Annotated in this window: 14 protein-coding genes; 6 read left to right on the plus strand and 8 right to left on the minus strand. The window is 65.0% G+C overall.

Annotation, left to right across the window (positions count from 1 at the left end; all coding sequences use genetic code 11):
• A complete protein-coding gene (locus UP06_RS25470; RefSeq protein WP_045006419.1) occupies positions 1-894 on the minus strand; it encodes a LysR family transcriptional regulator in 894 nt (297 codons plus the stop codon).
• 224 nt (positions 895-1,118) lie between these two features.
• On the opposite strand from UP06_RS25470, the gene UP06_RS25475 reads away from it, so the two are divergent.
• The 6 genes from UP06_RS25475 (at position 1,119) to UP06_RS25500 (ending at position 9,555) form a co-directional block, all read left to right on the plus strand.
• Complete coding sequence (locus UP06_RS25475; RefSeq protein WP_045006420.1) at positions 1,119-1,607, plus strand: formate dehydrogenase subunit gamma; 489 nt, start codon at positions 1,119-1,121, stop codon at positions 1,605-1,607.
• A complete protein-coding gene (locus tag UP06_RS25480; RefSeq protein ID WP_045006421.1) occupies positions 1,604-3,160 on the plus strand; it encodes a formate dehydrogenase beta subunit in 1,557 nt (518 codons plus the stop codon). The genes UP06_RS25475 and UP06_RS25480 overlap by 4 nt, the downstream gene beginning before the upstream one ends.
• Positions 3,161-3,170: 10 nt before the next feature.
• Positions 3,171-6,044 (plus strand): formate dehydrogenase subunit alpha, encoded by a 2,874-nt coding sequence (gene fdhF / locus UP06_RS25485; protein WP_045006422.1) that lies wholly within the window; start codon positions 3,171-3,173, stop codon positions 6,042-6,044.
• Between the two features lie 3 nt (positions 6,045-6,047).
• A complete protein-coding gene (fdhD, locus tag UP06_RS25490; RefSeq protein WP_045006423.1) occupies positions 6,048-6,878 on the plus strand; it encodes a formate dehydrogenase accessory sulfurtransferase FdhD in 831 nt (276 codons plus the stop codon).
• The gene (locus UP06_RS25495; RefSeq protein ID WP_045006424.1) at positions 6,865-7,080 is read left to right on the plus strand and encodes a formate dehydrogenase subunit delta; all 216 of its coding nucleotides are present in this window, start codon (positions 6,865-6,867) and stop codon (positions 7,078-7,080) included. Before fdhD ends, UP06_RS25495 begins: the two co-directional genes overlap by 14 nt.
• A gap of 159 nt (positions 7,081-7,239) precedes the next feature.
• The gene (locus UP06_RS25500; protein ID WP_045006563.1) at positions 7,240-9,555 is read left to right on the plus strand and encodes an FdhF/YdeP family oxidoreductase; all 2,316 of its coding nucleotides are present in this window, start codon (positions 7,240-7,242) and stop codon (positions 9,553-9,555) included.
• On the opposite strand, the gene UP06_RS25505 is transcribed toward UP06_RS25500, so the two are convergent.
• The 7 genes from UP06_RS25505 to ccmE all read right to left on the minus strand — a co-directional run bounded on the left by UP06_RS25505 (position 9,552) and on the right by ccmE (position 19,678).
• Positions 9,552-12,524 carry a bifunctional [glutamine synthetase] adenylyltransferase/[glutamine synthetase]-adenylyl-L-tyrosine phosphorylase gene (locus UP06_RS25505; RefSeq protein ID WP_045006425.1) on the minus strand — a complete coding sequence of 991 codons (2,973 nt, stop codon included), beginning with the start codon at positions 12,522-12,524 and terminating at the stop codon, positions 9,552-9,554. The genes UP06_RS25500 and UP06_RS25505 overlap by 4 nt on opposite strands.
• Positions 12,521-13,981, minus strand: a complete 1,461-nt coding sequence (locus tag UP06_RS25510) for a sensor histidine kinase (RefSeq protein ID WP_045006426.1) — start codon at positions 13,979-13,981, stop codon at positions 12,521-12,523. The genes UP06_RS25505 and UP06_RS25510 overlap by 4 nt, the downstream gene beginning before the upstream one ends.
• The gene (locus tag UP06_RS25515) at positions 13,965-14,645 is read right to left on the minus strand and encodes a response regulator transcription factor (RefSeq protein ID WP_045006564.1); all 681 of its coding nucleotides are present in this window, start codon (positions 14,643-14,645) and stop codon (positions 13,965-13,967) included. The genes UP06_RS25510 and UP06_RS25515 overlap by 17 nt, the downstream gene beginning before the upstream one ends.
• A gap of 272 nt (positions 14,646-14,917) precedes the next feature.
• The gene (locus UP06_RS25520; RefSeq protein WP_045006427.1) at positions 14,918-16,492 is read right to left on the minus strand and encodes a Do family serine endopeptidase; all 1,575 of its coding nucleotides are present in this window, start codon (positions 16,490-16,492) and stop codon (positions 14,918-14,920) included.
• Positions 16,493-16,701: 209 nt separating this feature from the next.
• The gene (locus UP06_RS25525; protein WP_045006565.1) at positions 16,702-17,184 is read right to left on the minus strand and encodes a cytochrome c-type biogenesis protein; all 483 of its coding nucleotides are present in this window, start codon (positions 17,182-17,184) and stop codon (positions 16,702-16,704) included.
• A 5-nt stretch (positions 17,185-17,189) separates the two neighbouring features.
• Complete coding sequence (locus UP06_RS25530) at positions 17,190-19,172, minus strand: heme lyase CcmF/NrfE family subunit (RefSeq protein WP_045006428.1); 1,983 nt, start codon at positions 19,170-19,172, stop codon at positions 17,190-17,192.
• A complete protein-coding gene (ccmE, locus tag UP06_RS25535; RefSeq protein WP_045006429.1) occupies positions 19,169-19,678 on the minus strand; it encodes a cytochrome c maturation protein CcmE in 510 nt (169 codons plus the stop codon). Before ccmE ends, UP06_RS25530 begins: the two co-directional genes overlap by 4 nt.
• Between the last annotated feature and the right edge of the window lie 16 nt (positions 19,679-19,694).

The following is a 19,694-nucleotide window of genomic DNA, read 5'->3' on the forward strand; positions in this document are numbered from 1 at the left end:
TCACGATTGCAGCGTCGGCGCCACTTCGCGCGCGATATTGACCAGCGCCGCGATCAGCGGCGTCATCGGATCACGCTGCGGGATTACCAGACCAATGCTGTAGTTGACCTCGGGATCGACGATCGGGATCGAGCGGACCTTGTCGGACAGGCCGAGCGTCTCGGCGAGCTTCGCCGGCATCACGCTGGCCCACCGCCCCGTCTTCACATGCGTGTACAGCACGAGCAGCGAGTTCGAGGTCAAGGTCGGCGTCGCTTCCGCGCCGACCGAGCGCAGCGCGCGGTCGATGATGCGGCGGTTCTGCATGTCGGGTGTCAGCAGGCACAACGGCACCTGCCCGACCTCGGTCCAGGTCACGGACTCGCGGTCGCCGAACATCGCATCCGGCGCGGTCAGGAGACGATAGCTCTCGTTGTAGAGCGGAATGGTGCGCACCTTGCCGATCGGCTCGTTCTCGATATAGGTCAGCCCCGCATCGACCTCGAGATTTTCGAGCAGCCCCAGCACTTCCGAAGACGTCGTGGACTGGATACGGAAGCGCACCTCGGGATGCTTGGCGCGGAACGGCGTGGTCAGCGCGGCGACCATGCCGAGCACGGTCGGGATCGCCGCGATGCGGATCTCGCCGGACAGCTTGTCCTTGAGCGAGTTGATCTCCTGGCGCATCGCCCGGGCATCGCCCACGATCCGCCGTGCCCAATCCAACGCCCGTTCGCCTTCCGGCGTAAAGCCCTGGAACCGGGACCCACGCTGGACCAGCATCACGCCGAGAATCTCTTCGAGCTGCTTCAGCCCGGTCGACATGGTCGGCTGGGTCACGCCGCAGGCCTCCGCCGCGCGCCCGAAATGCCGCTCCTTTGCGAGCGCCAGCAGCAGTTCAAGCTTGTCGAGCAACCGGTCGTCCCCTCGGATTCTGTCGTGGCATACAAGCTAGCACGCCCCACCCCTGCCAACACGTAAAAACCGGGCGGCGGATCAACCCTGATCGCGATTTCATATCGCCCGATTGCATCCGTCAATCGATCTGAATTCGCAATCGCAGCATGAGACAGCTTTATTGATCTTTGAACGATTCCAAATAGTTTGCGAGGCAGGGACGCTCTGGTTGAGAACGAAGAATGACAGCGGTTTACGAGCCTTGTTACGAGCCTTGGGACGAGACGCGCGGCACCGAGATCATCGCCGAACATGCCAGGCAGGAGGGCGCGACGCTCGTCATCCTGCACGCGCTCCAGGAGGCATTCGGCTATATCCCGGAGGCGGCAATTCCCATGGTGGCGCAGGCACTGAATTTGTCGCGCGCCGAGGTCCATGGCGTGTTCACGTTCTACCATGATTTCCGCCACAAGCCGGCCGGCCGCCATGTGCTGAAGCTCTGCCGCGCCGAAGCCTGCCAGGCTGCGGGCGGCGACGCGCTGGCTGCGCGCGCGGAAGTGAAGCTCGGCGTTTCCCTTGGAAATACCACGGCGGATGATCGCGTCACGCTGGAGCCGATCTACTGCCTCGGCCTGTGCGCGACCGCGCCGTCCGCGATGCTCGACGGCCGCCTCGTCGGCCGGCTCGACGAGAAGCGCCTCGATGCACTGGTTGCGGAGGCGCAGCGATGAAGATGAAAATCTTCGTTCCCCGCGATGCGGCTGCCGTCGCCGTCGGCGCCGATGAAGTTGCAACAGCGTTCGAGCAGATCGCACAGACGCGCGGCCTGCCGATCGAAATCGTCCGGACCGGCTCGCGCGGGCTTTGCTGGCTGGAGCCGATGGTCGAGGTCGCGATCCCTGAGGGCCGCGTTGCCTATGGCCCGGTGAGCACGGAGGACGTTGCCTCCGTGTTCGAGTCCATGGCCAGCAATGGACCGCATCCACTGCGGCTTGGCGTCGCAGACGAGCTCCCCTGGCTCAGGCGCCAGACCCGCCTCACCTTCGCCCGTTGCGGCGTGATCGATCCGCGCTCGCTCGACGACTACCGCGCCCATGGCGGCTACAAGGGCCTGGAGCGCGCGCTGTCGCTCGGCTCCGACGCGATCCTCGCCGAGGTCACCGCATCCGGTCTGCGCGGCCGCGGCGGCGCGGGCTTCCCGACCGGCATCAAGTGGAAGACGGTGGCGCAGACGAAGGCCGACCGCAAATTCATCGTCTGCAACGCCGACGAAGGCGACAGCGGCACCTTCGCCGACCGCATGATCATGGAGGGCGATCCCTTCCTGGTCATCGAGGGCATGACGACCGCCGCGATCACTGTCGGCGCGACCAAGGGCTACATCTACATTCGCAGCGAATATCCGCACGCCATCGAGGCGATGAAAGCTGCGATCATCGCAGCAGAGCGCGGCGGCTATCTCGGCAGCAAAATCGGCGGCTCCACGTACAGTTTCGATCTCGAAGTCCGCGTTGGCGCCGGCGCTTACGTCTGCGGCGAAGAGACCTCGCTGCTGGAGAGCCTCGAAGGCCGCCGCGGCCTCGTGCGTGCCAAGCCGCCGCTGCCGGCGCATCACGGCCTGTTCGGCAAGCCGACCGTCATCAACAACGTGCTGTCGTTCGCGGCCATCCCCTTCATCCTCTCCGAAGGCGCCAAGGCCTATGCCGATTTCGGCATGGGCCGCTCGCGTGGCACGATGCCGATCCAGCTCGCCGGCAACATTCGCCAGGGCGGGCTGTTCGAGACCGCGTTCGGCGTCACGCTCGGCGAGCTCGTCGACGACATCGGCGGCGGCACGTTTACGGGCCGTCCCGTTCGCGCGGTGCAGGTCGGCGGTCCCCTGGGCGCCTATTTCCCGCGTGCGCTGTTCGATACGCCGTTCGACTACGAAGCTTTCGCCGCACGCGACGGCCTGATCGGCCATGGGGGCATCGTCGTGTTCGACGACAGCGTCGACATGCGCAAGCAGGCGCGCTTTGCGATGGAGTTCTGCGCGGTCGAATCCTGCGGCAAGTGCACGCCGTGCCGGATCGGCTCGACCCGCGGCGTCGAGACCATCGAGAAGATCATCCGCGGCGAGCGCGTCAGCGAAAACCTCGCGCTTGTCGAAGACCTCTGCAACACCATGAAATTCGGCTCGCTCTGCGCACTCGGCGGCTTCACGCCGTACCCTGTGCTGAGCGCATTGAAGCACTTCCGGGAGGATTTCGTCCCGGCCCCGACCACGCTTCAAGCCGCGGAATAGGAGAACAACGATGTCTCTGATCGAAGAAATCGACTACGGCACGCCGCGCTCCAAATCGGAAACGATGGTGACGCTGACCATCGACGGCAACCAGGTCACGGTGCCCGAGGGCACCTCGATCATGCGGGCCGCGATGGACGCCGGCCACCAGATCCCAAAGCTCTGCGCGACCGACATGGTCGACGCCTTCGGCTCCTGCCGTCTCTGCGTCGTCGAGATCGAGGGCCGCGCCGGCACGCCGGCCTCCTGCACCACGCCTGTCATGCCCGGCCTCGTCGTGCACACCCAGAGCGAGCGGCTGAAGAAGCTGCGCAAGGGCGTGATGGAGCTCTACATCTCCGACCATCCACTCGACTGCCTCACCTGCGGCGCCAATGGCGATTGCGAATTGCAGGACATGGCGGGCGCGGTGGGCCTGCGCGACGTCCGCTACGGCTATGAGGGCGAGAACCACGTCTTCGCCAAGTCCCACGGCGAGATCAACGCCGCCTGGATGCCGAAGGACGAATCCAACCCCTACTTCACGTATGACCCTTCGAAGTGCATCGTCTGCTCGCGCTGCGTCCGCGCCTGCGAAGAAGTACAAGGCACCTTCGCGCTGACGATCTCGGGCCGCGGCTTTGACAGCCGCGTCTCCCCCGGCATGAGCGAGAGTTTTCTCGGCTCCGAATGCGTCTCCTGCGGCGCCTGCGTGCAGGCCTGCCCGACCGCGACGCTGACGGAAAAGTCGGTGATCGAGATCGGCCAGCCCGAGCATTCGGTCGTCACCACCTGCGCCTATTGCGGCGTCGGCTGCACCTTCAAGGCCGAGATGCGCGGCGAGGAAGTCGTGCGCATGGTGCCGTACAAGGACGGCAAGGCCAATCGCGGCCATTCCTGCGTCAAGGGCCGCTTCGCCTGGGGCTACACCAACCACAAGGAACGTATCCTCAAGCCGATGATCCGCGAGCGGATCGAGGATCCCTGGCAAGAGGTCTCCTGGGACGAAGCGTTCTCGTTTGCCGCGGCAAAGATGCGCGGCATCCAGAAAAAATACGGCCGCGACGCCATCGGCGGCATCACCTCGTCCCGCTGCACCAATGAAGAAACCTATCTGGTGCAGAAGTTGATCCGCGCCGGCTTCGGCAACAACAATGTCGACACCTGCGCCCGCGTCTGCCACTCGCCGACCGGCTATGGGCTGTCCGTCACCTACGGCACCTCCGCCGGCACGCAGGATTTCGACTCGGTCGAGAATACCGACGTCGCCTTGATCATCGGCGCAAATCCGGCTTCGGCTCATCCCGTCTTCGCCTCCCGCCTGAAGAAGCGGCTGCGCCAGGGTGCCAAGCTGATCGTGATCGATCCGCGCCGGACCGAAATGGTGGAATCACCGCATGTGAAGGCGCTGCATCTGCCGCTGATGCCCGGAACGAACGTTGCGGTCGTGACGGCACTGGCGCATGTCATCGTCACCGAGGGTCTCGCCAACGAAGCCTTCGTGCGCGAACGCTGCGACTGGGCCGAGTTCGAGGAATGGGCCGCCTTCGTCGCCCAGCCGAAGCACAGCCCGGAGGCGACCGCAATCCTGACCGGCGTCGATCCGCAGGATCTGCGCGAAGCCGCCCGCATCTACGCCACCGGCGGCAATGCCGCGATCTATTACGGCCTCGGCGTCACCGAGCACAGCCAGGGCTCGACCACCGTGATCGCGATCGCCAACCTCGCGATGGCGACCGGCAATATCGGCCGTCCCGGCGTCGGCGTGAACCCGCTGCGCGGCCAGAACAACGTTCAGGGCGCCTGCGACATGGGCTCGTTCCCGCACGAGCTCCCTGGTTATCGCCACATCTCGGGCGATGCCGTGCGCGATCAGTTCGAAGCGCTGTGGAACGTCAAGCTCAATCCCGAGCCGGGCCTGCGCATTCCCAACATGTTCGATGCCGCGATCGAAGGCACGTTCATGGGCATCTACGTGCAGGGCGAGGACATCCTGCAATCCGATCCGAACACCAAGCATGTGGTCTCGGCGCTGTCGTCGATGGAATGCGTCATCGTTCACGACCTCTTCCTGAACGAGACCGCGAACTACGCCCATGTCTTCCTGCCCGGCTCGAGCTTCCTCGAGAAGGACGGCACCTTCACCAACGCCGAACGCCGCATCCAGCGTGTTCGCAAGGTGATGACGCCGAAGAACGGCATGGCCGACTGGGAGGTCACCATCGCCCTCGCCAAGGCCATGGGCTATGACATGCCCTACAATCACCCGTCCGAGATCATGGACGAGATCGCGGCGCTGACGCCGACATTCACCGGCGTCTCCTACGCCAAGCTCGACGAGCTCGGCTCGGTGCAGTGGCCCTGCAACGAGAAGGCGCCGGAGGGCACACCGGTGATGCATATCGGCGGCTTCGTCCGCGGCAAGGGCAAGTTCGTCGTCACCGAATATGTCGCCACCGACGAGCGCACCGGCCCGCGCTTCCCGCTGCTGCTCACGACGGGGCGCATCCTCAGCCAGTACAATGTCGGCGCGCAGACAAGGCGCACCGACAACGTGGTCTGGCATGCCGAGGACCGGCTGGAGATCCATCCGCACGACGCCGAGCAGCGCGGTGTACGCGATGGCGACTGGGTGCGGCTGAAGAGCCGTGCCGGCGAGACCACACTGCGCGCGGAGATCACCGACCGCGTCGCGCCGGGCGTCGTCTACACCACGTTCCACCACCCGGACACACAGGCCAACGTGATCACGACCGAATATTCGGACTGGGCGACCAACTGTCCCGAGTATAAGGTGACGGCAGTGCAGATCTCGCCGTCGAACGGCCCGTCCGACTGGCAGAAGACCTACGACGAGCAGGCGCGGCACTCCCGCCGTATCGCGCCAGCTGAGGCTGCGGAGTAACGCATGCACGTGCCGGTCCAGGCCATCGACCGCGAAATCTGGCGCGACGGTGTTGCGTCTGAAGGGACGCGGCTGATCCCCGAGGAGACGCCGCTGGCGCTGACTTATAATGGCGGCACCTACGCAGTCATGATGGGAACGCCGCAGAACCTGGAAGACTTCGCGGTCGGCTTCAGCCTGGACGAAGGTATCGTCAAATCCGTCGACGAGATCCGGTCGCTCGAGGTGGTCCGCCTCGACGACGGGATCGAGCTGCGGATGTGGCTGGCCTCAGAGCAAGCCGGACGCATCAGCGAGCGCCGTCGTCACATCGCAGGGCCGACCGGCTGTGGCATCTGTGGCATCGATTCAATTGCGGAGGCCATACGGCCTGCGGCGATCGTGCCGCAGGGCGAGACCTTCACGCCCGAACAGATCATGGCGGCGATGCAGGCCATTGCTCCCCTGCAATCGATCAATATCCAGACCCGCGCGGTCCACGGAGCGGCATTTTGGTCGCCATCGCATGGCATCGTAGCCCTGCGCGAAGATGTCGGCCGCCACAACGCACTCGACAAGCTCGCAGGTTCGTTGGCGCGTAGCCGGACAGACGCGAGCGTCGGGATGGTGCTGCTGACGAGCCGTGTCTCGGTCGAGATGGTGCAGAAGACGGCCGCAATCGGCGCGCCTGTGCTGGTCGCGGTCTCCGCACCCACCGCGCTCGCAGTCCGCACCGCGGAGGCCGCCGGCATCACGCTGATCGCGATTGCGCGCAGCGACGGGTTTGAAGTGTTCACGCACCAGGGCCGCGTCACGGCTCATCGTGCTTCGGAGATTATCCATGTCGTCGCCTGACCGCCTCGTCTACATGGCCAACCAGATCGGCACATTCTTCCGCAGCCAGGGCCACGACAAGGCCGTGCCGGGGATCGCCGAGCACATCAAGAAGTTCTGGGACCCCCGGATGAAGCGCGCGATCTTCGCTCACCTCGACGCCGGCGGCGCCGGACTTGAGCCGAACGTGCTCGAAGCCCTGACCTCGCTGAAGCAGCCCTGAGCGCAGGCGCCGCGCAGCGTCACTCTATCAAAATCGCACGATTATCTCGCCGCAGCCTCTGATATGCGGCGCGGCCACATGTCAGCTCGCAAATTATTGCGTGGCTCATCGGCGCGCGCCGGCACTATCCTGTCGCTTCAGACGACGACAGGACGGCCGATGACCAAAAAGAAGCTCGAAGGCATTGAAGACTACCAGGGCGCAGCCGCAGGCTGGGGCGCGCTCAAAGCTGTCGCCGACGCGGTTCGGGGGCAGATGGCCGTCGGCAAGGAGACCCATGGCCTTCTGACCATGAACCAGCCCCACGGCTTCGATTGCCCGGGCTGTGCCTGGCCGGACCCGAAGCACACCTCCTCGTTCGAATTCTGTGAAAATGGCGCCAAGGCGGTGTCGTGGGAGGCGACGGCCAAGCGAACCACGCCCGAGTTTTTCGCAAGCCACACCGTCAGCGAGCTATGGAGCTGGCAGGATTTCGACCTCGAAAATGAAGGCCGTCTCACCCATCCGATGGTCTACGACCGCGCCACCGATCGGTATCTGCCGATCTCGTGGCAGGACGCGATGAGCCAGATCGGCGCGGCGCTGCGCGCCCTGCCCGATCCCAACACGGCGGAATTCTACACATCGGGCCGCGCCTCGAACGAGGCCGCATTTTTGTATCAGTTGTTCGTTCGCGAATACGGCACCAATAACTTTCCCGATTGCTCGAACATGTGCCACGAGGCCACCAGCGTCGGCCTGCCGGAATCGATCGGGGTCGGCAAAGGCACCGTGACGCTGGAAGATTTCGACCACAGCGATTGCATTTTCTGCATCGGCCACAATCCCGGCACCAATCATCCGCGCATGCTGACGACGCTGCGCGAGGCTTCCAAACGCGGCGTGCCGATCATTGCGATCAATCCGCTTCGCGAACGCGGCCTGGAGCGATTTACATCGCCGCAGAGTCCGGTGGAGATGTTGACACTCGATTCCACGCCGATCGCATCCTCCTACTATCTGGTCAAGGTCGGCGGCGACATCGCGGTGCTGAAGGGAATGATGAAGACCCTGCTTGCACTCGACGCCAAGAGCCTCGCGGAGGGTGGCCCCGGCGTGCTCGACCGCGAATTCATCGCGGCCCACACCTCGGGCGTCGAGGCCCTGCTGGCGGATATCGAAGCAACGGACTGGGATGCGATCGAACAAGCTTCGGGTCTGCCGCGATCCGATATTGAAGCCATCGGCACCGTTTACGCCAACGCCAATCGCGTCATCATCAATTACGGTATGGGCATCACCCAGCACCGCCACGGCACCGGCAATGTGCAGCAGATCGCCAATCTGCTGATGCTTCGCGGCAATATCGGGCGCGAAGGGGCCGGCATCTCGCCGCTCCGCGGGCATTCCAACGTGCAGGGCGACCGGACCGTCGGCATCACCGAAATTCCAAATGACGCCCTGCTCGACGGGATCGTCCGTGTGTTCGGCTTCGAGCCGCCGCGCGCGAAGGGACATAACGCGGTCGAGGCCGTTGAAGCCATCCGGGACGGTCGTTCGAAGGCACTGATCTGCCTCGGCGGTAACCTGGCCGTCGCCATGCCGGACCCCAAGGCGACCTTCGAGGCGATGCGTGGCCTTGATCTCGCGGTCCATATCGCGACGAAACTCAATCGCTCGCACCTGTTGCTGGCCAAGCAATCGTTCATCCTACCCTGCCTGGGACGCACTGAAATCGATACGCAGGCGACGGGCCCGCAGGCGGTCACGGTGGAAGATTCGATGTCGATGGTGCATGCCTCCCGCGGCGGCCTGAAACCGGCCTCGGAGCACCTGAAATCCGAACCGGCAATCATCGCCGAAATGGCGATGGCGACGCTGCCAAACACCAGGGTGCAGTGGTCCGAGATGATTGCGGACTACAACAGGATACGCGACGGCATCGAAGGCGTATTTCCTGCCTTCAAGGATTTCAACGCCCGCATCCTGCATCCCGGCGGCTTCCGCCTACGCAATGCGGCCTCCGAACGCGAATGGCTGACGCCGAGCAAGAAAGCCAACTTCCTGATCTATCCTGGCCTCGAAGAAGATCCGCCCAACGCGGACGCGCTGACGCTGACCACGATCCGCAGCCACGACCAGTACAACACGACACTGTATGGGCTGAACGACCGCTATCGGGGCATCAAGGGACGCCGCGACGTTGTCTTCGTCAACGCGGAGGATCTTGCGAAGCGCGGATTGAGCCATGGTGATGTCGTCGATGTCAGCGTCGATGATGCGGCCGAGGCGGGCCTGAGCGAGCGCATCCTGCGCGGAGTGACCGCGGTCGCCTACAAGATCGCGGAGGGATCGGTCGCAGCCTATTACCCGGAGGCCAACGTGCTGGTCGCGCTCGATCATTACGATGAGAAATCGGGAACACCGTCTTACAAATCCATACCGGTGCAAATCAGGCCGGCCGCGAACGCGCCAGCGCTGACAAAGCCGAATTAGCCGCGATTGCCGACCAGGGCCAGGAACACGCGTCGCACCTCGCTCTGCGTCTCCTTCACGCGCGCCTCCAGCGACGAGAAGTCCGGTGCATCGCCGGCGCGCGCCATGACACGCTGAAGATCCACGCCCGCGGTTTCCGGCTTGAAGCGGTCGCTGACGCACAGCCGCAGGATCTGCGTCAAATCTTGATAGAGCCGCGCAGCCGCACGCAATATCTCCGCCTCTGAGTGCGCGAGCACGCCGAGCTTGGCGGCATTGTCCAGCACCTGCACCGTGCTGACGTCGAGAATCCCCGGCTTCTCATGTGCGTGCACGAGCTGGAGATATTGCGCGATGAAGTCGATGTCGACCATGCCGCCGGCGGCATATTTGAGATCCCAATAGTCGGTCTCGCCCTTCTCCTGCGCGATTGCGCGGCGCATATCGGCAACATCATTGGCGATGACCATGGTATCGCGTCGCCGGGTCAGAACTTCGCGGATGATGCTCTCGATCCGAGCGCCGAATTCGGGCGATGCCGACACCACGCGCGCGCGCGTCAGAGCCATGTGCTCCCAGGTCCAGGCCTCGTTGGCCTGATAGTCGGCGAAGGAGGCAAGGCTTGACGCCACCGGCCCGGCGCGCCCGGAGGGACGCAGCCGCATGTCGATGTCATAGAGCACGCCGTAATTGGTGCGGGTGGTGAAGGCGCTGATCAGGCGCTGGGTGAAGCGGGCGAAATAATGCGCGCCCTGGAGCGACTTCGACCCATCGGAGTCCGGATCGTCGCTGTCGAAATCATAGAGCAGAATCAGGTCGAGATCCGAGGACGCGGTCATCTCACGGCCGCCCAGCCGGCCCATGGCGATGATCGCGGTCTCCTGCCCCTTGATCCGCCCGTGCTGGGCGGCGAAGCGATCCGCGACCAGGCCATGCACGGTGTGGACGATGCCTTCGGCGACGTCGGCAAAGGCCGTGCTCGCCTGCTGCGCCGAGACGGTGCCGGAGAGGATGCGCGTGCCGATCAGGAAAAGGCTCTCCTGCCCGAACAGGCGCAGGCGATCGAGGAATTCTTCGTAGGACCCCGCGTCCTGCACGGTGGTCGCAAGCCGGGCCGACAATTCCCGCCTGTCCGGCATCGCACCGAAGAAGCGCGGATCGATCAGCCCATCCATGAGCTGCGGCTGTCGCGCCAGCATCTCGCCAAGCCGCGGGGCGGCGCCCAGCACCAGGGCCACGAGCGCGACGAGATTGCGATTCTGGCCGAGCAGCGTGATCAATCGCCCGCCACGTTGAAGCGCGCTGAGGAAATGATCGAACGCCACGACCGCGCGGTCCGGTTCCTCGGCATGCGCGAGGCCGACGATCAGCGCCGGCACGAACTCGACAAAGGCGCTTCGCGTCGCCTCAACGCGGAACACGCGGTAGTCGCCGGTGATCCAGTCAGAGACGGTCTGCGCGACGGCCGCGGGCTTCTTGAAGCCAAGCGTCGTCAGGTGCTGGAGCAGGCGCGGATCGTCGGGACCGGCGCGGTAGTCAACGGCCGGCAGGCTTGCCGTTCCGGTCGGGTCGTCGCCCTCGAACAGCTTTTCGTAATGCCCCTGGACGATTTCGAGCTGGCGCAGCAGATCGCGCGCAAATGCTTCGCGGCTCTCATAGCCGAAGAACCAGGCGAAGCGCTCGACCGCTTCCTTGTCGTCGGGCAACGCATGGGTCTGCTCGTCAGCGATCATCTGGAGACGGTGCTCGACCCGGCGCAGGAATTCGTAGGCCCTGGTCAACTCCTCGCGCGCTTCGAACGTGATCCAGTCCTTGGCGGCGAGCACGTTGAGCGCCGCGAGCGTCGGCCGCACCCGCAATTCCGGATGGCGGCCGCCGGCGATCAATTGCTGGGTCTGCGCGAAAAACTCGATCTCGCGGATACCACCGCGGCCGACCTTGACGTTGTGGCCCTCGACCGCGATCTCGCTCTGGCCGCGATAGGTCTGCATCTGCCGCTTCATGTCATGGACGTCGGCAAGCGCTGCGAAGTCGAGATGCTTGCGCCAGACGAAGGGGGAGATTTCGGCGAGCAGCGCCTCGCCCGCCCGGGGATCGCCGGCACAGGCATGCGCCTTGATCATCGCGGCGCGCTCCCAAGTGCGCCCTTCCCGCTCGTAGTAGTGCAGCGCGGCGTCGCGGGAGATCGCCACCTGTGTCGAGGATGGATCCGGACGCAGCCGCAGATCGACACGGAAGACGTAGCCGTCATAGGTGCGCTGCTGGAGAATGCGCGCCATCCCCTGCGTCACCCGGACGAAGAACGGCTGCGGCTCGATATCGGGCGCAAGCGTCGTGTTGTCCGGATCGAAGAACACGATGAGGTCGATGTCGCTGGAATAGTTCAGCTCGCCCGCGCCCATCTTGCCCATCGCGAGCACGATCAGGCCGCAGCCCATCTCCGGCGCCTCGGGATCAGGCGGCATGAGCTTGCCGCGTGCGGCTTCCTGCCGCAGCAGGTACTGGAGCGCCGCCTGCACCGAGGACACGGCGACATCGGTCAGCGCAGCCGTCACCCGCATCACCGGCCAGACGCCGCCGATATCGCACAGCGCGATCAGAAGTGCCGCCTCCGCCTTCATGCGGCGAAGCAGCCGCATCACCTCGGCCTCATCGGGAGCTGCGAGCACCGCGCCCCTCGCCTCTGCGATCAGCGCGGTGAGATGCGTATCCGGATCGGATTCGAGCAGCCGGATCAGCCGCAGCGGATCGGCGCGAACCAGCTCGAACAGATAGGGCGAGGATTCCGCAATGCCGGCCAGGATATCCCGCACGAAGGCATGAATCAGCAGCGCTTCGAGACGGGCCAATTGTGACGGCTCAAGCTCGGCCAGCCAATTTTCGAAACGTGGTTCATCGGTTGCGGAAGCGGCAATATGGGGAGCCTCCGCGAAGCGCGCGGCCATGCTCTCACCATGCTTGTCCGCGTTTCCCGGCGCGGAATGGTTCATGCCACCTTCTGTGGCACATCCGCTATTGGAGGAGCAACCCTGTCGCCGGCGCCCGCGCGGGCCGGCAGCGCCAGCGTGGCGACGAGGCCGGGCTGGGCGTCGCCCAGGCGCAATTCACCACCATGCAGTGTGGCAACAGCCGAAGCGAGGCTGAGGCCGAGGCCGGAGCCCGGCAGCGTACGGCTCGCCTCAAGCCGCACGAAGCGCTCGACGACATGCTTGCGGTCGCCTTCCGGAATTCCGGACCCGCGATCGGTGACGCTGAGCAGCACCTGGTCGCCCTCGCGCCTGGCCTCGATCGTGATCTGACGGCTGTCCATGCTGACCACGGTTCCCGCCGCCTGCGTCGCCGGCTTGCCATATTTGATGGCGTTCTCGACCAGATTGGCGAGCGCCTGGCTGATCAGCTCGCGATTGCCGTGAACCAGCGCTGCCTCCGCCTTGACCTTCAAGGTCATGCCGTCGTCCTCGGCGAGCGGCTCATAGAGTTCGTGGATGCCGCTGGCGACCTCGGCGGCATCGAAATCATCCATATTGCCACGCGCCTGACCGGACTCCGCGCGCGCGATCATCAGAAGCGCGTTGAAGGTACGGATAAGTCCGTCGGATTCCTCGATGGTTCGCTCCAACGCCGCGCGGTAGTCGGCCTCGCAGCCCGATTTCGCCAGCGCCTCCTCGGCGCGGTTACGGAGCCGCGTCAGTGGGGTCTTGAGGTCGTGGGCAATGTTGTCGGAGACTTCCTTCAGCCCCGCCATCAGCGCCTCGATCCGCTCCAGCATGGCGTTGAGGTTTTCGGCGAGGCGGTCAAGCTCGTCGCCGCTGCGCCCGACCGGCAACCGCTCGCTGAGATCGCCGGTCATGATGCGATGCGCCGTGCCGGACATCGCGTCGATGCGCGTCAGCACCCTGCGGGCGACGAAGACGCCGCCGCCGAGGCCGAGCACGACGACGATCAGGATCGACCATTGCGCCGCCTTGGCGACGATGCCGAACAGGCGCCGCCGCTCGTCGAGGTCGCGGCCGATCAGGAGCCGGAAGCCGTTTTCGAGTTCAGTGACCCGCACCAGCGCACGATGGTCGCGGTCGTCGGCGTCCTCGATCCGCTTGTAGGCCGTCTCCGTCCAGCCCGCCGTCGCCATCACGCCCGGCGCGAGCGAGCCGACATTGCCGGCAACCGCCTGCCCCGTCGGCGTGGTCACGAGGTAGAGATTGGCGCCCGGACGCAGCGCGCGATATTCGATCGTGCGCACGAGGCCGTAGAGACCGCGGCGGCCGTAGATCTCGTTGATCTCCGAGGTCTCGGAATTCACCGTTTGCGTGATCTCTTCGGTGATCAGCCGTCGCGTGTTCCAGGCGAAATAGCCGAGCAGCGACGCTGCGAAAATCGCAAACAGGAACAGGTAGACCAGCGTCAGCCGGAATGCCGTGGTGCGGACGAGTTTACCGAATGCCGTCACGGATCATGTACCCGGCGCCGCGGATCGTGTGCAGCAGAGGCCGCTCGAAACCCTTGTCGATCTTGGACCGCAGCCGCGAAATGTGCACGTCGATCACGTTGGTCTGCGGATCGAAATGATAGTCCCAGACGTTCTCCAACAGCATGGTGCGCGTCACCACCTGGCCGGCATGCTTCATCAAATATTCGAGCAAGCGGAATTCGCGCGGCTGGAGGGTCAGCTCGTCCTTGCCGCGGGCGACGCGATGGGAGAGCCGGTCAAGCTCGAGATCGCCGACACGATAGAGCGTGTCCTCGGCCGGACCGCCGCGGCGGCGCGACAGCACCTCGACGCGGGCCAGTAGCTCGGCGAAGGAATAGGGTTTTGGCAGATAATCGTCGCCGCCGGCACGCAGGCCCTTGATGCGGTCGTCGACCTGCCCGAGCGCCGAGAGAATCAGCACTGGCGTCGATTCGCCCTTGTCGCGCAGCGCGCCGATCAGCGACAGGCCGTCGCGCTTGGGCAGCATGCGGTCGACCACCAGCACGTCGTAATCACCGTTCTCGGCCATGGCGAGGCCTTCCTCGCCGTCGGCGGCGTGGTCGGCAATGTGTCCGACCTCGCGAAACGCCTTCACGAGATAGTCGGCGGATTCGCGGTCGTCTTCAATGATGAGGAGGCGCATTGTGCGTTCGGCGGCGGTCAAGGAGGTCAACCTTCTCTAAACATGGCGCGAGCGGCAATCGCATGCAAGCCGAGTGAGGGACTCTGGCATCGAGAAAAAGGCGGGCGGTGAAGCTGGGGGGACCTCACCGCCCTAGGCCTTCCGACGGAGGGGGGCGTAATTCCACCGGAAGGTAGACTGGGGAAGCGAACGTTACGCTGCTCCCCCGAAGGGCGCCGTCGGCGGGGGCGACTGATGCCGGCGACACCCTTCATTTCGTAGCCTCCTGAGGCTTAACCCTTGGCGAGGGGCACTGCGACGAAGCGCGACTGGCCGCCGCTCTTCACCCGCATCAGGACGCTGTTCTTGTTGTCGGTCCGCGCCGTGTTGATGGCGTCGCGGACATCGCCGGCGGTGCTCACGCTCTTGCCGCCGACTTCGAGAATCACGTCGCCTTCCTTGAAGCCGCGTTCGGCCGCAGCACTCTTCGGATCGACTTCGGTGACCACGACGCCGTCCTTGCCGGCACCGGCCACGGAATTGGCGGGCGCAACGGTCATGCCGAGCTTCGGCACGTCGGTGCCCTTGCTCGCGCCCTTGCCGCTGTCGTTATCGGTATCAGCCTTGGCCTCGACCGTGTTCGGCAGCTGACCGAGGGTGAGGTTCACGACCTTGTCCTGGCCCTTGTGCAGCACGTTGAGCTTCACGGTCGCGCCGGGCGCCAGGCCGCCAATGGTGCGGGCGAGCTCACGGGCGTCCTTGACGGATTCGCCGTTGACCGACGTGATCACGTCGCCGGACTCGATGCCGGCCTTGGCCGCCGGACCATTCGCCTGCGGCTCCGCCACCAGCGCGCCTTCGGCCTTCTTCATGCCGAGGCTGTCGGCGATGTCGGATGTCACCGGCTGGATTTGCACGCCGATCCAGCCGCGGCTGACCGACCCCTTGTCCTTGAGCTGGGCAACGACCGTCTTCACGGTGGAGGCCGGGATCGAGAATGCGATGCCGACGCTGCCGCCGGAGGGCGAGTAGATCGCGGTGTTGACACCCATCACTTCACCATTGGTGTCGAAAGCCGGACCGCCGGAATTGCCCTTGTTCACGGGCGCGTCGATCTGGATGAAATCGTCATAGGGACCGTTGCCGATGTCGCGGCCGCTCGCCGAGACGATGCCGGCGGTCACAGTGCCGCCGAGGCCGAAGGGATTGCCAACCGCCAGCACCCAGTCGCCGATCCGCGGCTTGCCGTCGGCAAGCTTGGCGAACGGGAAGTTCGAGCTGCCCTCGACCTTGATCAGAGCGAGGTCGGTGCGCTGATCGGTGCCGATCACCTTGGCGCTGTAGGTCTTGCCGTCGTCGGTCGTGACCTCGACCTTGTCGGCGCCGTCGACCACGTGGTTGTTGGTCACGGCAAAGCCGTCGGCCGAGATGAAGAAGCCGGAGCCCTGGCCCTGCACGACGCGGCCACGACCACCCTTCTGGCCCGGGAAGCCGTCCGGTCCGCCGAAGCGGCGGAAGAAGCGCTCCATCGGCGAGCCCGGCTGGAACGGCGAGGAATCATCATCGCTGTCGTTGCTGGCAACCTTCTCCTTGATGTTGACCTTCACCGAGATCACCGACGGCTTCACGCGCTCGACGACATCGGCGAAGCCGATCGGGCGCTCAACCTTGCGGACCTCATTGTTGACCTGCGCCTGCGCCGGGCTGGAGAACAGGTCGGCAGGCGAGGTCGACGGGCTGAAGCCGTGGACGGCAATACCGAAGCCGGCGACGACCGAAGCCATCAGCGCGATCTTGCGGGCCGAAAAAACCGACCGGCGGGGCTGCCGGTAGGACGGAAGGTTCGTAAGATCGGGACGGTCGGTCATGCGGAGGTCTCCAGGGCCTTGAAATCCATTTGGTGCCGATGGGCGACACCTTACGGTCCTGAAGATGGGGACTTCCGCCTTACCGCGCGCTGGCTGTGGGGTTAAACTTTTGTAATGAAGGCGCGCCCCGCATGCGGCAGTTTATCGCAGGCTGAAAGTTGTTGTCTGACAGGAACTTAATGGAGTTCCCGAAAACCTGTCGACCGCCGCTAGCGCGAGGTCGCGTCGTCGGACATCAATGCGGCGAGCCGCGCTTCTTCGTCGGGCGTCAGCGGCGGAGCAGGTACGTCTGCACCATTCCGCGAGCGGCGACGGAGTTGCAGCCACAGTGCAATGCCGCCGCCGGTGAGCAGCAGCGGCGCGAGCAGCCACAACAACAAGGTCTGCCGTTCGAAGCGTGGCTTCAGCAGCACGAACTCGCCGTAGCGTGCGACTAGGAAGTCGAGCACCTGCGCGTTGCTGTCGCCGGCGGCGATCCGCTCGCGCACCAGAAGCCGCAGATCGCGCGCGAGCGGCGCGTCGGAATCGTCGATCGACTGGTTTTGGCAGACCATGCAGCGCAGCTCGCGCGACAAGTCGCGCGCGCGCACCTCCTTGGCCGGGTCAGACATGATCTCATCCGGCTGCACGGCATGCACCGCAGGCACAGCCAACAGCGCAAGCGCAACGATCGCGGCCATCATCCGGCGCATCAAAATCACTCCGCCGGTTGCAGGCGCTGCTTGGCCCGCGCCGGTTTTGGCGCGCCGACCCGCAAGCGCCGGTCCGAGAGTGACAGCATGCCGCCGAACGCCATCAGCACCGGTCCCCACCAGATCAGCAGCACCAGCGGCTTGTGATAGATGCGCACCGCGATGGCGCCGTCGGCGGCGACGTCGCCGAGCGAAATGTAGAGCTGGCTCGCACCACGCGTCAGTAGCGCAGCCTCGGTGGTGGAGGAGCCGCGGGTGGTGAAACTGCGCTTCGACGGCGTCATGACGCTGAGAGCGCCGCCGTCCCGGCTAACGTTGAACTGGGCAATCATCTCGCGGTAGTTCGGTCCCTGGCGTTCAAGCAGGCCGTCGAGCTTCAGCTCGTAGCCGGCGACCTGTGCGACGTCGTTCGGCCTCATGGTCGCGATATATTCGCTGTTCCAGGTGGTCTCGCAGACGATCCCGATCAGCGCGACGCCGAGGCCGGCATGAGCGAACACCGAGCCCCACGCCGAGCGCGGCAGGCCGCGGGCACGGTGCAGCGTCGTCGCGAACGGCAGGCGAAACAGGCCGGTCCGTTCGGAGAGATCCGTTAGGGCACCGCCGATGACGAAGACGCCAAGCCCGATTGCCAATGGCGCCAGCGCACTGCCACCGCGCGTCCAGGCCCAGACAATGGCGACCACAACGAGCCCGGCAACGCCGGCCGTGAGCAGGCGCTGGGTGACGCCAAGCAGATCGCCCCGCTTCCACGCCAGCAGCGGCCCGAACGGCACCGCGAGCAGCAGCAGGACGAACAGCGGCACGAAGCTGAGATTGTAGAACGGCGCCCCGACCGACATCTTGAAATCGGCCAGCACTTCCATGGCGAGCGGATAGAGCGTGCCGAACAGCACGACGGCGCAGGCCACGGTGAGCAGCAAATTGTTCAGCACCAGCGCGCCCTCGCGCGAGATCGGCGCGAACAGGCCGCCCTGCTTCAACGACGTGGCGCGCCCCGCGAACAGCGACAGGCTGCCGCCGATGAACAGGCAGAGGATCAGGAGAATGAACACGCCGCGGGTCGGATCATTGGCGAAAGCGTGAACGGAGGTGATGACGCCCGAGCGCACCAGGAAGGTGCCGAGCAGCGACAGCGAGAAGGTCAGGATCGACAGCAGGATAGTCCAGACCTTCAGCGCGTTGCGCTTCTCCATCACCAGCGCCGAATGCAGCAGCGCGGTGCCGGCGAGCCACGGCATCAGCGAGGCGTTCTCGACCGGATCCCAGAACCACCAGCCGCCCCAGCCGAGCTCGTAATAGGCCCAGTATGAGCCCATCGCGATGCCGAGCGTCAGGAATATCCAGGCCACCAGCGTCCACGGCCGCACCCAGCGTGCCCAGGCCGCATCGATCCGTCCCTCGATCAGCGCCGCGATCGCGAAGGAGAACGAGATCGAGAAGCCGACATAGCCGAGATAGAGCATCGGCGGATGCACGGCGAGGCCGATGTCCTGGAGTACCGGATTGAGATCGCGTCCCTCGATCGGCGGATTGACGATGCGCAGGAACGGATTCGAGGTGATCAGGATGAAGAGATAGAACGCGCTTGCGATCCAGGCCTGCACCGCAAGCACATGCGCGCGCAGCGACAGCGGCAGATTGTTGCCGAAGGCCGCGACCAGCCCGCCGAACAGCGCCAGGATCGACACCCACAACAGCATCGAGCCTTCATGATTTCCCCACACGCCGGTGATCTTGTAGATCAGAGGCTTCATGGAGTGCGAATTCTCGTAGACGTTGGCGACGGAGAAATCCGAGGTCACGTGCAACGTGACGAGCGCAACGAACGACGCGCCGACAAACAGCAGCTGCGCCAGCGCGGTCGAGCGCGCCACGTTCATCAACGCGGCATCGCGCAAGCGTGCACCGATCGGCGGCACGACGGATTGAATCAGTGCGAGCGCGAGCGCGAGCACCAGCGCATAATGTCCGGCTTCTGCGATCACCGCACCGCTCCCTGCGAATTGCCCTGCGCGGTCGTGGCCGCAGGCTTGACGCCATCAGAAGCTTTGGCACCGTAATCGTCCTTCCAGTGCCCCTGCTTCTTCAGGGCATCGGCGACGTCCTTGGGCATGTAGGTCTCGTCGTGCTTGGCGAGCACGGTGTCGGCCTTGAACACGCCGTTGGCATCCAGCGCACCCTCGGCGACGATGCCCTGCCCTTCGCGGAACAGATCAGGCAGGATGCCCTTGAAGGCGACGGGAAGTTTGGCACCGCCATCGGCGACTTCGAACGTCACCGCGAGATTGTCGCCACGCTGAAGCGAGCCCGGCTGCACCAGGCCGCCAAGGCGAAACCGCTTGCCGGGCTGGACGTGCTTTTCGGCAACCATGGTCGGGGTCGAGAAGAACACGATGGAGTCGCGCAGTGCGTTGAGTACCAGCGCGGCCGCGAGCGCAAGCACGGCGAGCGAGCCGCCGATAATGGTCATACGTCGCTGCTTGCGCGTCATGGCGTATCCACTCTCT

Source organism: Bradyrhizobium sp. LTSP857, from assembly GCF_000938285.1.
Taxonomy (GTDB): domain Bacteria; phylum Pseudomonadota; class Alphaproteobacteria; order Rhizobiales; family Xanthobacteraceae; genus Bradyrhizobium.